The sequence below is a fragment of the Klenkia sp. PcliD-1-E genome (assembly GCF_024124375.1).
Classification (GTDB): Bacteria; Actinomycetota; Actinomycetes; order Mycobacteriales; family Geodermatophilaceae; genus Klenkia.
The window spans coordinates 20,269-33,511 of the sequence record NZ_JAMXRZ010000039.1 but is presented as its reverse complement, the minus strand read 5'-3'; the positions used below and the strand labels follow the sequence as shown (position 1 = coordinate 33,511).

Sequence of the window (13,243 nt, the reverse complement as noted above, 5' to 3'; positions counted from 1 at the left end):
GGGGTGAAGAACCCCGAGATCAAGATCAGCCCACCGAAGGCGAACAACCAGTACGAGAACGCGTTCAACCGCGGGAACGCCACATCCGGGGCACCCAACTGCAACGGCAGGATCAGGTTCGCGAACGCGAAGAACAACGGCGTCGCGAAGAACAACAACATCACCGTGCCGTGCATGGTGAACAACTGGTTGTACTGCTCGTTCGACAAGAACTGCAGACCCGGACGCGCCAACTCACCACGCATCAACATCGCCATCAACCCGCCCACCATGAACCAGGTGAACGAGGTGGCCAGGTACATCAACCCGATCACCTTGTGATCCGTCGTCCGCAGCAGCATCGACAGCCGCGAACCCTTCTCGGCCACGTGAACCGGCGAAGGACGGCTCACGATCGGGGCAGGAGCGATCGTCACGGGGTGTTCCTCAGGTCGTCGGCTGGCGTGGGGCCAGCCTAGGCGGGTGGCACGACGGTCCTCGGAGGTCCCTGTGCCGTCGCGAGGTGCGTGACGGCGGTCACCCGGGTGGCTAGGGTCGGCGCCGGAGGTGGTCGACGATGCCCGTGGACCTGCTGGCGCACGTCCCCGGCGACCGGGGCTGGCCCCTGGTGGGGCACACCCTCTCCTTCGTGCACGACGCCGCCGGGCTCGTCGAGCGGCACCGCCGCGCACACGGCGACGTGTTCCGCATGCGGGTGCTCGGCCGGGAGGGCGTCACCTTCCTGACCCCGCAGGCGACCCGGGAGATCTACCTGGACCCGGGCAAGGTGCTCTCCAGCGAGCGCGGCTGGTCCAGCTCCATCGGCCCGCTGTTCCGCAACGGGCTCATGCTGCGCGACTTCGACGACCACCACCGGCACCGCCGGGTGATGCAGCAGGCCTTCAGCCGGGCGGCGCTGACCGGCTACGTCGACGCCATCCACGACGTCACCGACCGGCACCTGCAGGCGCTGCCCCCCGGCGACGTCGACGTGTACGTGCTGATGAAGCGGCTGACCCTGGACATCGCGGCCGAGGTGTTCGTGGGGGTGTCGCTGGGTGCTGTGTCCGAGCGGGTCAACCGGGCCTTCCAGGCCGCCGTCGCCGCCTCGATCACCCCGCTGCGCGTCGCCGTCCCCGGGTCGACCTACCGCCGCGGCCTGCGGGGCCGGGCCGAGCTCACCCGGGTCTTCGGCGACCTGGTCGCGCAGCGTCGGCGCGAGCAGCCGCGCGGCGACCTGCTCTCCCGGCTGGCGCACGCCACCACCGAGGACGGCGAGCTGCTGCCCGTCGACGACGTCGTCGACCACATGGTCTTCCTCATGCTCGCCGCGCACGACACCACCACCTCGACGCTGGCGGTCATGCTCTGGCAGCTCGCCCTGCACCCCGCCGAGCAGGACCGGGTCGCCGAGGAGGTCCGGGCCCTGGACGGCGCCCCGGTCACCCCCGCCGACCACGCGCGCCTGGAGCACACCACCCGGGCGATGCAGGAGGCGCTGCGGCTGAGCCCCCCGGTGCCGTTCTCCCCGCGGCACGCCCTGGCCGACGTCGAGATCACCGGCGTGCGGGTGCCGGCCGGGCACGGGGTCAACGTGTCCAGCCTCGCGCTGCACCGGCACCCCGACTGGTGGACCCGGCCCGACGCCTTCGACCCCGACCGGTTCGCCCCCGGCCGCGAGGAGCACAAGCAGCACAGCCACCTGTTCGTGCCCTTCGGCGGCGGGGCGCACCTGTGCATCGGCAACCACGTCGCCGAGGTCATGGTCAAGGCGATCGTCGCCAGGCTGCTGGCCGGCCGGCGGGTCACCGCCGACCCGGCGGCCGGCGTGGTGATCCGGCCTGTCCCCATCCCCAAGCCCCGTGGACCGATGCTGCTGACGGTGCGCTGACCTGGTTCCATCGGGGCCATGCCGTCGACGCTGACGCTCGCCCCCGCTCCGCCGTCCGAGGCCGCCGAGGCGGTGCGGCTGGAGGTCCGGCAGTTCCTCGCCGAGGAGCTCGCCGCCGGCACCTTCACCACGCACGTGGACACCTGGCTGTCCGGGGTGGACCCGGCGTTCTCCCGCAAGCTGGGGGAGCGCGGCTGGCTGGGGATGACGTGGCCCCAGGAGTACGGCGGGCACGAGCGCACCGCGATGGAGCGCTACGCGGTCACCGAGGAGCTGCTGGCCGCGGGTGCACCGGTCGCCGCGCACTGGATCGCCGACCGGCAGTCCGGGCCGAACCTGCTGCGCTACGGCACCGAGACCCAGCGCAAGGAGATCCTGCCGCGGATCGCGGCGGGGGAGTGCTTCTTCGTCATCGGGATGAGCGAGCCCGATTCCGGCTCCGACCTGGCCTCGATCCGCACGAGGGCGGTGCGCAACGCCGACGGCGACTGGGTGGTCGACGGCGCCAAGGTGTGGACGTCGAACGCCCACCACAGCCACTACGCGATCGTGCTGGTGCGCACCGCGCCGGCCGACCCGACCGCCCGGCACGCGGGGATGAGCCAGCTGCTGGTCGACCTGTCGCTGCCGGGCATCAGCATCAACCCGATCCGCATCCTGGACGGCGGTCACCACTTCAACGAGGTGGTGTTCGACTCCGTGGTCGTCCCGGGCGACATGCTGCTGGGCGAGGAGGGCGCGGGCTGGCACCAGGTCACCGCCGAGCTGGCGTTCGAGCGCAGCGGGCCGGAGCGGATCCTGTCGACCTTCCCGTTGCTGGCCGCGTTCGCCCGCCGGGCCTCCACCGACGCCGAGCTCGCGACCCTGGGCCGGTTGAGCGCGCGGCTGCTGGCGCTGCGCCAGCTGTCGATCCGCATCGCGGCGGCGCTGGACCGCGGGGAGCTGCCCGACATCCCCGCCGCCTTGGTCAAGGACGTGGGGACGACGTTCGAGGCCGACGTCGCCGAGGAGATCCGGCGGGTGGTCGACGTCCCGGCGTCGCTGGACTCACCCGACCCGCTGGGGCGGGCGCTGGCCGAGGCGCAGCTGCACCAGCCCGGCTACACGCTGCGCGGGGGCACCAACGAGATCCTGCGCGGGATCGTGGCGCGTGGGCTGGGCCTGCGATGAGCCAGGACCTGGTGGTCTCCACCGTCCGGGAGATCCTCGCCGCTCACGAGCCGACCCCGCTGACCGCCGAGCGGCGGTGGGACGCCGAGCTGTGGGCCGACCTCGCCGACGCCGGGCTGACCGGGGTGGGGCTGCCCGAGGAGGCCGGCGGCTCCGGCGGGGAACTGGCCGACGCGGTCGCCGTCGTCGCCACCCTGGCCGCCGGGGCGGGCGCGGTGCCGGTCGCCGAGCAGCTGCTGGTCGCCGGCCCCGCCGTGCTGGCCGCCGGGCTGGCGCTGCCGCCGGTGGAGGAGCCGATGACCGTGGGCGTCTCGGGGGAGCTGCGGGTCGAGGGTGGCCGGGTGACCGGGACGGCGACCGACGTGCCCTGGGCCGGGGTCGCGCGGCACCTGGTCGTGGTCGCCGACGGCCCGGACGGCGAGGTGCTCGCGCTGGTCGACGTCGGTGACCTGGAGGCGAGCGACGCGGTGGACCTGGCCGGCCAGCCGCGTGGGTCCTACGTGCTGGACGGGGTTCCGGCGCAGACGGGTCCGGTGGGCGACCTGCGGGCCCGGTTCGCCCTCGCCCGGGCGGTGCAGCTGTCGGCGGCGGCGGAGACCGTGCTGGCCTGGACCGTGCAGTACGCCGGCGAGCGGGTGCAGTTCGGCCGGCCGCTGGCGAAGTTCCAGGGCATCCAGGTGCAGCTGGCGCAGATGGCCGGCGAGGTCACCGCCGTCTCCGCGCTGGTCGACGCCGCGGTGCAGAGGCTGGACCGCGGCGAGCCGCTGGAGTTGGCCGCGGCGGCCGCGAAGGTGCGGGCCGGTGCCGCAGTGGACGTCGTGGCGCGGCTGGCGCACCAGGTGCACGGGGCGATCGGGTTCACCCTGGAGCACCGGCTGCACCACCTGACCACCCGCATGTGGTCCTGGCGCGACGACGCCGGCAACGAGACCACCTGGGCACGGGTGCTGGGTGCCGCGGTCGCCGGCGACGACCCGTGGCCGGCGCTCGTGGGCGTCGTGTGACGCACGAGTCGGGCGGGGTCGGGTTGGTCGAACTGGCCAAGATGTGAGGCCGATCTGGGCACATTGCGGCACGTGACGATTCGGCTAGAAACCGTACGGTTTCGGTACTGACGACGGTCGTCAGCACCACCACGGGGAGTTCGACGTGACCCAGCCGCCCTTCCAGCCGCCCACCGGACAGCCGGGCGCGCCCGGCCCCTGGGGCCCGCCGCAGCCGGCTCCCGGCCAGTGGGACCAGACCCAGCAGTTCGCTCCGCCGGTCGCCCCCGGCCCCGTGCCGCCCGCAGCGCGTCCGTGGTTCAAGCGCAAGCGGATCGTGATCCCCGCCGCTGTCCTGGCGGTCGGCATCATCGGCTCGGCCGCGAACGGGGGGTCGTCGTCGGCGGACCGGTCCTCGGTGGCTGCGGCCTCCTCGACCAGCGCCAAGGCGCCGATCTCGTCGGTGAGCCCACCTCCCGCCGTCGAGGACGCGGTCGACGAGGCAGCCACGCCGGTCCCCGCCACCGCAGCACCGGTGGTCACCACCCCTGCGGCGGCGACCCCGGAGCTGACGGTGAGCCAGCGGAACGCCGTCCGCAAGGCCCAGGACTACCTGGACTACACGTCGTTCTCGAGGTCCGGGCTCATCGACCAGCTGGAGTACGAGGGCTACTCCACCGAGGACGCCACCTTCGCGGTGGACACCATCACGGTCGACTGGAACCAGCAGGCAGCTGAGAAGGCGCTGGACTACCTGGACTACACCTCGTTCTCCCGGTCGGGGTTGATCGACCAGCTGATCTTCGAGGGCTTCACCCCTGCCGAGGCCGAGTACGGGGTCAGCCAGACCGGGTTGTGACCTGACCTGCTTCGTCGTCGGCCATCCGCGGATGGGCTGCGCCCCCGTGGGGCAGTGTCCGCACCGTGGTCGACGACGAAGGAGGGCTCGTGCCGGAGTGGGTGCAGGACGCGATCTGGTGGCAGGTGCACCCGCTGGGGTTCGTCGGTGCCGAGCCGGAGGCGGTCGACCAGGTGACCCACCGGCTGCCGCGGATCACCGGCTGGCTGGACCACCTGGTCGCGCTGGGCTGCAACGGCCTGGCGCTCGGGCCGGTCTTCGCGTCGGCAACCCACGGTTACGACACCCTCGACCACCTGCGCATCGATCCCCGCCTGGGCGACGAGCAGGACTTCGACGACCTGGTGGCCGCGGCGCACGAGCGCGGGGTGCGGGTGCTGCTGGACGGCGTGTTCAACCACGTCGGCCGCGACCACCCCGCCGTCACCGACCCCGCCCGCCGGCACTGGATCCGCTGGGACGGCGACCGGCCGGGCACCTTCGAGGGCCACGACCTGCTCGTCGAGCTCGACCACACGCAGGACGACGTCGTGGCCCACGTGGTCGAGGTCATGTGCTCCTGGCCGGACCGCGGCGTCGACGGGTGGCGGCTGGACGCGGCCTACGCCGTGCCCCCCGAGTTCTGGGCGCGGGTGCTGCCCGCCGTCCGGGAGCGGCACCCCGACGTCTACGTCGTCGGCGAGGTCATCCACGGCGACTACCCGGCGATCGTCGCCGCCTCCGGCATGGACGCGGTCACCCAGTACGAGCTGTGGCAGGGCATCTGGCACGGCCTGGCCGAGGGCAACCTGTTCGAGACTGCGCACGCCCTGGCCCGCCACGACGGGTTCCTGGACTCCTTCGTGCCGTGGACCTTCGTCGGCAACCACGACGTCACCCGCGTCGTCGACCAGGTCGGGGAGCAGCTGCTGCCGCACGCGCTGGTCCTGCTGCTCACCACGGGCGGGACGCCGGCCGTGTGGTCCGGTGACGAGTTCGGCTGGCACGGCATCAAGGAGCACCGGGTCGGTGGCGACGACGCGATCCGGCCGGAGTTCCCCGCCGACCCGCTCGCCGTCGAGGGTGGCGACGTGTTCGCGATGCACCAGGAGCTCATCGGGCTGCGGCGCCGGCACCGCTGGCTGCACCGGGCCCGCACCGAGCAGCTGCACCTGACCAACGAGCAGCTGGTGGTCCGGACCTCGGCCGACGGGGAGTCGCTCCTGGTCGCGCTGAACGTCGCCGACCACCCGGCCGCCGTCCCGGCGGCGGGGGAGCTGCTGGCGGGCTCGGGGACGGCCCGCGGCGGTGAGCTGGAGCTGCCCGCCCACGGCTGGGCCGTCCTCAGCCAGTAGGTGCAGGATGCAACGGTGGTCTTCGACAACAGCGGGGTCGTGCGGGGCGAGGACGGCGTCGCCCGCTACACCGGGCTGGCCCGCAACGTCGTCCGCGGGTTCGCCGACGCCGTGGCCGCGCACCCCGACCGCACCGCCGTCGTCGAGCTCGACGGGCCGACGGCGACCTACCGGGAGCTGTGGGACGGCGCCGCGCGGGTGGCCGGCGGTCTGCGGGCGGCCGGCGTCGGTCCGGGGGACCGGGTCGCGGTCGGGCTGCCCAACGGGCTGGCCTGGATGCTCGCGTTCTGGGGCACCCAGCTGGCCGGCGCCGTCGTCGTCCCGCTGAACACCCGGCTCGCGCCGCGGGAGCGGGACTTCGTGGTCGCCGACTCCGGGGCCGCCGTCGTGATCGACACCGCCGACCTGCCCGACGGCGACCCGGTCGAGCCGGCCGACCCGGCGCACACCGACGTGGCCGCGCTGTTCTACACCTCGGGGACCACCGGGCGGCCCAAGGGCGCGGTGCTCACCCAGGAGTGCCTGCTCAGCTCCGCGGAGAACGTGCAGCGCTGCCGCGAGCTGGACCGCGACGCCCACCACGTCTCGCTCGTCTCGGTGCCCCTGTTCCACGTCACCGGCTGCTGCTCCCAGATGGTCACCCAGGTGCTGATGGCCGGGACGACGGTGCTCATGCCGAGGTTCTCGCCCGCGGCCTTCCTGGCCGCGGTCGCCGAGCACCGGGTCGCGCTGCTGACCAGCGTCCCCACCATCTACGAGCTCGTGCTGCGCCACCCCGACCTGGCGACCACCGACCTGTCCAGCGTGCGCGCGCTGTCCTACGGCGGGGCACCGATGGCCCCGGAGCTGGTGCACCGGCTGCGCGTGGCGTTCCCCGGCGTCCGGCTCGGCAACGGGTTCGGCCTGTCCGAGACCAGCGCGCTGGCCACCTTCCTGCCCGACGCCTGGACCGACGACCACGCCGACTCGGTCGGCTTCCCCGCCCCCGTGGTCGACGTCGACCTCGACCGGCCCGACCCCGACACCGGGGTGGGCGAGCTGCTGGTCCGCGGGCCGAACGTCGCCACCGGCTACTGGGGCGACCCGGCCCGGACGGCGGAGACGTTCCGGCACGGCTGGCTGCACACCGGCGACCTCGCGACCATCGACGCCGAGGGCCTGGTCCGCATCGTCGACCGGGCCAAGGACATGATCAACCGCGGCGGGGAGAACGTGTACTCCGTCGAGGTGGAGAACGCCCTCGCCGAGCACCCCGACGTCCTCGAGGTCGCGGTGGTGGGCGTGCCCGACGACGTGATGGGGGAGAAGGTCGGCGCCGTCCTGCTGGTCCGGGAACCGCTGGACCTCGCCGAGTTCGCCGCCTTCGCCCGGCACCGGCTGGCCGACTACAAGGTGCCCCAGTTCGTGCGGGTCCTCGACGGTCCGCTGCCGCGCAACGCCGGCGGCAAGGTGCTCAAGGGCCCGCTGCGGACGGCGGAGGGCTGGACGCCGGTCCCCCGATGAGTTCTCCGGGCCTGCCCGGTCCTGACCTGGACGACCCCGACCGAGGAGAGCACCCGTGCAGCTGCGCGACCTGATGGCCATCACCCTGTTCGTCGAGGACCTCGACGCCGCCCGCCGCTTCTACGCCGACGTCTTCGGCGGCACGGAGGTCTTCACCGACGACGTGTCCACCGGCATCTCGATCGGCAACACCATCCTCAACCTGCTGCAGGTGGGCTCGGCGCAGGAGCTGGTGGAACCCGGTGAGGTCGGCGCCCCGGGCCCGCACCGGGTCATGCTCACCGTCGAGGTGCCCGACGTGGACGCCGTGTGCGCCGAGCTCGCGCGGCTGGGTGTGCCGCTGCGCAACGGCCCGCAGGACCGGCCGTGGGGCGTGCGGACGGCGGCCTTCACCGACCCGGCCGGCCACCTGTGGGAGGTCGCCGCGCCGCTCTAGTCGACGTCGCCGGGGACGTGCACCGGGTCGTCGGACTGCGGCGCTACTGCCACCTCCAGCAGGGCCGAGGCGGTGGCGAGCGCGGCGCTGACCAGGGCCGGACGGCGGTACGTGGACCAGGCGGCGGCGAAGACCACCATGCTGGCCGCGTGCACGGCGTCGACCGCGACACCGGCGTAGGCGATGTCGCGGGTGGGCCGGACGAGCATCACCGCGTGCTGGACCAGGGACCGGGCGCCGAGCACCCGCACCACCCAGGCCCGCGGCTCGGGGACGTCGGGCGTCAGCAGGCGCACGACGCGCTCGGGCGCCACGAGCAGGGCCAGGCCGGAGGTGGCCAGGACGGCGGACAGCGCGCGGGTGCGGGCGCGGCGCTGGCTGCGGGCAGGCAGGCCGCTGCGGGTGGGGCTGATCGACGTCATCGTGCCCCGCTACCCGCCCGCCCGGTCGGGAACCTCACCGCTTGCGGACGAGCAGGGGCTGCGCCACCTCGCCGACCACCCCGGTGGCGTCCGAGACGGTCCCGGTGCACAGACCCAGCCCGTTCGCGTCGATGCGGGTCCGGCAGGCCAGGTGCACCCACTCGCCCTCGGCCTCCCGGGTCAGGTGCACCGTCACCCCGGGCGGGATGGACAACCACTGCCCCAGCGGCAGCTCGGCGGAGATCCCGTTGGCGGCGTCGGCGGCCACCAGCACCCGGTCGGTCCCGGTGGGCTCCACCCCGGCGACCAGCGGGATGCGCAGCCGGGTCCACACGTCGGCCGCGCCGAGCTCGTGGGCCGAGCCGCTGGCGTACCGCCACTCCAGCGCCTGGCCGTAGCCCCAGTCGGTCAGGTGCGGCAGCACCTGGGAGGGCACGGCGTCCTCGACGGGGGGCGGGACCACGGGCGGGTGCACCACGGGCGGCGTCGGGCCCGGGGCCAGCGACCACACCCGCGCGACCACCGCAGGCCGGCCGGCCACCGACAGCACGGCCTCGGTCAGGTCGATCCGCCGGCCCGGCCGCAGCGGCGACACCTCGACGGTGCACTCCTCCCGCGGGATGGCGCCGAGGAAGTCCACCGACACCCGCACCGGCTGCTGCCCCGCCTGCTGCGCGGCCTGCTGCCCGGCAAGGTGCGCCAGCAGCGCGGTGGGCGGTCCGCCGTGCTGGGCGGTGCCGTCCCACGGGCTCTCGGTGGCCTTCGTGGGCGCGTACCGCCCGTCGCCGAGCGGCAAGTAGAACGCTTCGGGGGAGCTCACGCGGGCGACGCTAGCCGCGGCGCCACCAGCGCCTGCTGGGCCACCCCGGCCACCGGGGTGCCGTCCTGCGCCCACACCTGGGCGGTGACCAGCGCCCGGCCGCCCACCGACGCCGGCGAGGCCAGCTCGAACAGCAGCCACGCGTCGGCCCGCGGCTGGGTGTGCCACCACATCGCGTGGTCCAGCGAGACCGCCGTCCACTGCTCGTCGAAGGCGCGCTCGTGGCCCAGGTGGTAGCCGTGCGGCTGCACCGCCGCGGAGATCAGCAGCAGGTCCGACAGGTAGGCCACCACCGCCCGGTGCAGCAGCGGGTCCTGCGGCAGGGGCCCCGCCGCCCGCATCCACGCCGTCGACGTGCCCCCGCCCACCCCCACCACGTCGGGCCCCGGCGGCTGCGGCGGGACGCCGCCCGGGGGCAGCGCCGGCAGCCGGACCTCCACCGCGTCGAACCCGGCCCACACCGGACCCAGCCCGCCGTGCGGCACGGACGCCGTCGCCAGGTCCGGCAGCTCCCCGGGGGGCCGGACGTCGGGCAGCGGCGGCGCGTGGCCAGGGCCGGCACCGTCGACCGCCGCCGTCGTCACCACCCGGCAGACCTCGGCGCCGCCCTGCCGGATGCGCACCTCACGGGTGGACAGCAACCGGCCGTCGCGCACCCGCTCGACCGCGAGGTCCAGGGGCACCTCGGGCCGGCCGGGCCGCAGGAACGAGGCGTGCAGCGACACCGTGGACCGGTCCGGCTCCGTCGTCCGCCCGGCCGCGACGACGGCCTGGGCGAGCAGCTGGCCACCGAACAGCTGCGGCAGCGCCAGCGACGCGCTGCGGCCGCAGAACCGGTCGGGACCGGCCGGGTCGAGGTCGAGGACGCCCAGCAGGTCGGCGACGTCGTGGTTCACCGCTGCGCCGGGGTGCGGCGCGGCGGGCGGGGCAGGAAGCCGCTGGTACGGGCCACGTAGTCGGCGTAGGCGTCGCCGCGGCGGCGCATCATGCCGCGCTCCAGCAGCGCCGCGCCCGACCCCGTGACCAGCATCCGGACCATCAGCCACGGCGAGACCACGGTCAGCAGGCCCCACCACGAGCCCAGCGCCAGCAGGAACAGCGCCACCCACACGCAGCTGTCGCCGAAGTAGTTCGGGTGCCGGGTCCAGGCCCACAGGCCGCGGTCCATGATCCGCCCGGCGTTGGCCGGGTCGCCCTTGAACCGGGCCAGCTGCCAGTCGCCGACCGACTCGAAGACGAACCCGACCAGCCACAGCGCGACGGCCACGGCGTCCAGCCAGCCCAGCGGCGCGGACTCGTACATCGCCACCTGCACCGGCAGCGACACCACGAACAGCACCACGCCCTGGTAGCCGTAGATCCGCCGGACGAGGAAGGGCACCAGCGACCCGGTGCGCTTGCGCATCAGCGCCTCGTAGCGGCGGTCCTCGGGCTTGCCGTGGTTGCGGGCGAAGATGTAGCCCCCCAGCCGCAGCCCCCAGACCGCGGTCAGCGCGAACACCAGCCAGCGGCGGCCGGTGTCCCCGCCGTCCCCCGACGACAGCACCAGGCTGACCCCGGCGACGACGACGAACCCGGGCCCCCAGACCACGTCGATGATCGACTGCTTGCCGATGGCGGTGGCCAGCGCCATCACCGCGCCGAGCAGCACCACCAGGGCGAGCAGGCTGCCGGCCAGGTTCACGGCCACGTCGGTCCAGGGCAGGTCGGTCACGCGGGTCCTCCGGCTGGGGTGGGCGCGACCGTGGCCGCGAGGTCGAGGAACGCCTCCTGGGCGGAGGCGAAGGTGCGGGGGGCGCCGGCGCGGCTGGTGGCCAGCAGGCCGGCGAGGTCGGGGCCCGACAGCGGGCCGTCGGGCAGCCGGACCGGGTCGTACTCCACGGCGTCGGTGGCCCGCACGGCCCCGGCCGCGGCCACCACCACCTGCCCGTTCAGCGGGCAGGCCGGGTCCAGCAGCGCGGTCGCGACGGGGGCGACCAGCTCCGGGGCCATGGCGTCGAGGTAGCGGCGGTCCATGCCCTGGTCGGTCATCTGGGTGGTGGCGTAGGGAAGCAGCACGTTGGCCGCCACGCCCCTGCGCGGCCCCTCGATCGCCATGGTGCGGGCCAGCGCGACGACCGCGCCCTTGCTGGCCGCGTAGGCCGCGGCGGCGAGCTCGCCGTGCAGGCCGGCCCCGCTGGAGACCAGCAGCACCCGGCCCGAGCCCTGCTCCCGCATCGCCCGCAGGCACGCCCCGGCGACCTGCGCGGTGCCTGCCACGTTGACCGCGAGCACCCGGGCGAACTCCACGGGCTCGACCCGGTGGGCCAGGGCGAGGGGGTTGATCCCGGCGCTGGTCAGGCAGCCGTCCAGCCGCCCCCACCGGTCCAGGGCCAGGGCGACCAGCCGGTCGGCGGTGGCCGGGTCCTCGACCTCGCCGTGCTCGGCGACCGCGGTGCCCCCGGCGGCCTCGATCTCGGCGACGACGGCGTCGGCGGCCCGGCGGCCGTGCGCGTCGCGCACCCGGTCGCGGTTGTTGACCACGACGTGCGCACCGGCCGCGGCCAGGTGCAGCGCGAACGCCCGGCCCAGCCCCTTGCCACCACCGGTGACGACGACGACCCGGCCGGCCAGCCCGGGGCTCACGCGGGCACCCGCTCCACCAGGACGGCGACGCCCAGCCCGGCCGCGCCGCTGACCGCCGCGACCCCGTACCGGCCCTCCCGCACCTCGAGCTCGGCGACGCACTGGCCGACCAGGATCGCGCCGGTGGCGCCGAAGGCGTGGCCCATGGCTATGGTGCCGCCGTCGGGGTTGAGCCGGTCGGGCCCGGCGCCGAGGTCGCGGCGGAAGCGCAGGCACAGCGCGGCGAACGCCTCGGCGAACTCGAACACGTCGACGTCGTCGGCGCTCAGCCCGGCGCGGGCGAGCACGGCCTCCACGGCCTGCTGGCCGGCGGTGAGCATGACGACCGGGTCGGTCGCCGCCGTCGCCGAGCCCAGCACCCGGGCCCGGGGACGCAGCCCGGCGGCGTCGGAGGCCTCGCGCGAGCCCAGCAGCAGCAGCGCGGCGCCGTCGGCCAGGGCGGGTGAGGTGCCCACGGTGTGCTCGTGCCGCAGCGGCCCGACCTCGGGGTGGGCGGCGGCCACGATCGCGTCCTCCCCCTGCGCGCCGAGCTCGGCGAAGGCCGGGGGCAGCTGGGCCAGCGACTCGGCGGAGATGCCCGGGCGGACCAGCTCGTCGCGGGTGACCGGCTGGCCGTCCGGGCCGGTGAACGGCACCACCGACCCCGCGTAGCGGCCGGCGTCCCAGGCGGCGGCGGCCTTGGCGTGGGTCTCCACGGCGTAGGCGTCCAGCTGCTCGCGGGTGAAGCCGTCGAGGGTGGCGTTGAGGTCGGCGGCGATGCCCATGTGCACCGACCCGATGGCGGTGATCGTGGCGGGGTCGGCCCACAGCGGGCCGCGGTCGGTGAACATGGGCACCCGGGACACGCTCTCCACGCCGCCGGCGACCGCGAGTCCCAGGTCGCCGCCGCGGATCCGGCCGGCGGTCTGCGCGACGGCGTCCACCCCCGAGGCGCAGAACCGGTTGAGGGTGACCCCCGGAACACGGTCGCCCCAGCCCGCCAGCAGGGTCGCCGTCCGGGCCAGGTTGGCGCCCTGCTCGTCGACCTGGGAGGCGCAGCCGAGCACCACGTCCTCGACCCGCTCCGCGTCCAGGCCCGTGCGGTCGACCAGGGCGTGCTGCAGGCCGGTGACCAGCTCGACCGGTCCGTGCCCGTGCAGCGCGCCGCGGCGGGAGCCCTTCCCGCGCGGCGAGCGCACGAAGTCCAGCACGTAGGCGTCGGTCATCTGGGTTCTCCCTCGA

At 74.9% G+C, this 13,243-nt stretch carries 14 protein-coding genes; 7 read left to right on the top strand and 7 right to left on the bottom strand.

What is annotated here, in order from left to right; genetic code table 11:
• Positions 1-416, bottom strand: a 416-nt coding sequence (locus NH342_RS10000) for a cbb3-type cytochrome c oxidase subunit I (protein ID WP_253014312.1), incomplete at its 3' end; no start/stop codon positions are given.
• Between the two features lie 140 nt (positions 417-556).
• On the opposite strand from NH342_RS10000, the gene NH342_RS09995 reads away from it, so the two are divergent.
• The 7 genes from NH342_RS09995 (at position 557) to NH342_RS09965 (ending at position 8,155) form a co-directional block, all read left to right on the top strand.
• Entirely contained in the window at positions 557-1,870 is a 1,314-nt protein-coding gene (locus NH342_RS09995) for a cytochrome P450 (RefSeq protein ID WP_253014310.1), read from the top strand.
• An 18-nt stretch (positions 1,871-1,888) separates the two neighbouring features.
• Positions 1,889-3,040, top strand: coding sequence for an acyl-CoA dehydrogenase family protein (locus tag NH342_RS09990; RefSeq protein ID WP_253014308.1), 1,152 nt, complete (start codon positions 1,889-1,891; stop codon positions 3,038-3,040).
• Positions 3,037-4,044 (top strand): acyl-CoA dehydrogenase family protein, encoded by a 1,008-nt coding sequence (locus NH342_RS09985; protein WP_253014306.1) that lies wholly within the window; start codon positions 3,037-3,039, stop codon positions 4,042-4,044. The genes NH342_RS09990 and NH342_RS09985 overlap by 4 nt, the downstream gene beginning before the upstream one ends.
• A gap of 145 nt (positions 4,045-4,189) precedes the next feature.
• Positions 4,190-4,882 carry an Ltp family lipoprotein gene (locus NH342_RS24185; RefSeq protein ID WP_253014304.1) on the top strand — a complete coding sequence of 231 codons (693 nt, stop codon included), beginning with the start codon at positions 4,190-4,192 and terminating at the stop codon, positions 4,880-4,882.
• 89 nt (positions 4,883-4,971) lie between these two features.
• Entirely contained in the window at positions 4,972-6,216 is a 1,245-nt protein-coding gene (locus NH342_RS09975; protein ID WP_253014302.1) for an alpha-amylase family glycosyl hydrolase, read from the top strand.
• 15 nt (positions 6,217-6,231) lie between these two features.
• Positions 6,232-7,719, top strand: coding sequence for a class I adenylate-forming enzyme family protein (locus tag NH342_RS09970; RefSeq protein ID WP_253014300.1), 1,488 nt, complete (start codon positions 6,232-6,234; stop codon positions 7,717-7,719).
• A 55-nt stretch (positions 7,720-7,774) separates the two neighbouring features.
• Positions 7,775-8,155, top strand: a complete 381-nt coding sequence (locus tag NH342_RS09965) for a VOC family protein (protein WP_253014298.1) — start codon at positions 7,775-7,777, stop codon at positions 8,153-8,155.
• Here NH342_RS09965 and NH342_RS09960 read toward each other — a convergent pair.
• Genes NH342_RS09960 through NH342_RS09935 form a run of 6 tightly spaced genes read right to left on the bottom strand, consistent with a single transcriptional unit; the run spans position 8,152 to position 13,227 of the window.
• Positions 8,152-8,577 (bottom strand): hypothetical protein, encoded by a 426-nt coding sequence (locus NH342_RS09960; RefSeq protein WP_253014296.1) that lies wholly within the window; start codon positions 8,575-8,577, stop codon positions 8,152-8,154. The two genes, NH342_RS09965 and NH342_RS09960, sit on opposite strands and share 4 nt — an antisense overlap.
• Before the next feature lie 34 nt (positions 8,578-8,611).
• Positions 8,612-9,397 (bottom strand): thioesterase family protein, encoded by a 786-nt coding sequence (locus NH342_RS09955; RefSeq protein ID WP_253014294.1) that lies wholly within the window; start codon positions 9,395-9,397, stop codon positions 8,612-8,614.
• Positions 9,394-10,293 carry an acyl-CoA thioesterase II gene (locus NH342_RS09950; RefSeq protein WP_253014292.1) on the bottom strand — a complete coding sequence of 300 codons (900 nt, stop codon included), beginning with the start codon at positions 10,291-10,293 and terminating at the stop codon, positions 9,394-9,396. The genes NH342_RS09955 and NH342_RS09950 overlap by 4 nt, the downstream gene beginning before the upstream one ends.
• Positions 10,290-11,111, bottom strand: coding sequence for a DUF1295 domain-containing protein (locus NH342_RS09945; RefSeq protein ID WP_253014290.1), 822 nt, complete (start codon positions 11,109-11,111; stop codon positions 10,290-10,292). Before NH342_RS09945 ends, NH342_RS09950 begins: the two co-directional genes overlap by 4 nt.
• Entirely contained in the window at positions 11,108-12,022 is a 915-nt protein-coding gene (locus NH342_RS09940; protein ID WP_253014288.1) for an SDR family NAD(P)-dependent oxidoreductase, read from the bottom strand. The genes NH342_RS09945 and NH342_RS09940 overlap by 4 nt, the downstream gene beginning before the upstream one ends.
• On the bottom strand, positions 12,019-13,227 hold the full coding sequence (locus tag NH342_RS09935; protein WP_253014286.1) for an acetyl-CoA C-acyltransferase: 1,209 nt from the start codon (positions 13,225-13,227) through the stop codon (positions 12,019-12,021). Before NH342_RS09935 ends, NH342_RS09940 begins: the two co-directional genes overlap by 4 nt.
• Positions 13,228-13,243: the final 16 nt, after the last annotated feature.

Excerpts from the sequence above, each read along its gene's own strand:
- NH342_RS09935 (WP_253014286.1), bottom strand. The coding sequence starts at position 13,227 with ATGACCGACGCCTACGTGCTGGACTTCGTGCGCTCGCCGCGCGGGAAG.
- NH342_RS09985 (WP_253014306.1), top strand. The coding sequence starts at position 3,037 with ATGAGCCAGGACCTGGTGGTCTCCACCGTCCGGGAGATCCTCGCCGCT.
- NH342_RS09995 (WP_253014310.1), top strand. The coding sequence starts at position 557 with ATGCCCGTGGACCTGCTGGCGCACGTCCCCGGCGACCGGGGCTGGCCC.
- NH342_RS09990 (WP_253014308.1), top strand. The coding sequence starts at position 1,889 with ATGCCGTCGACGCTGACGCTCGCCCCCGCTCCGCCGTCCGAGGCCGCC.
- NH342_RS09960 (WP_253014296.1), bottom strand. The coding sequence starts at position 8,577 with ATGACGTCGATCAGCCCCACCCGCAGCGGCCTGCCTGCCCGCAGCCAG.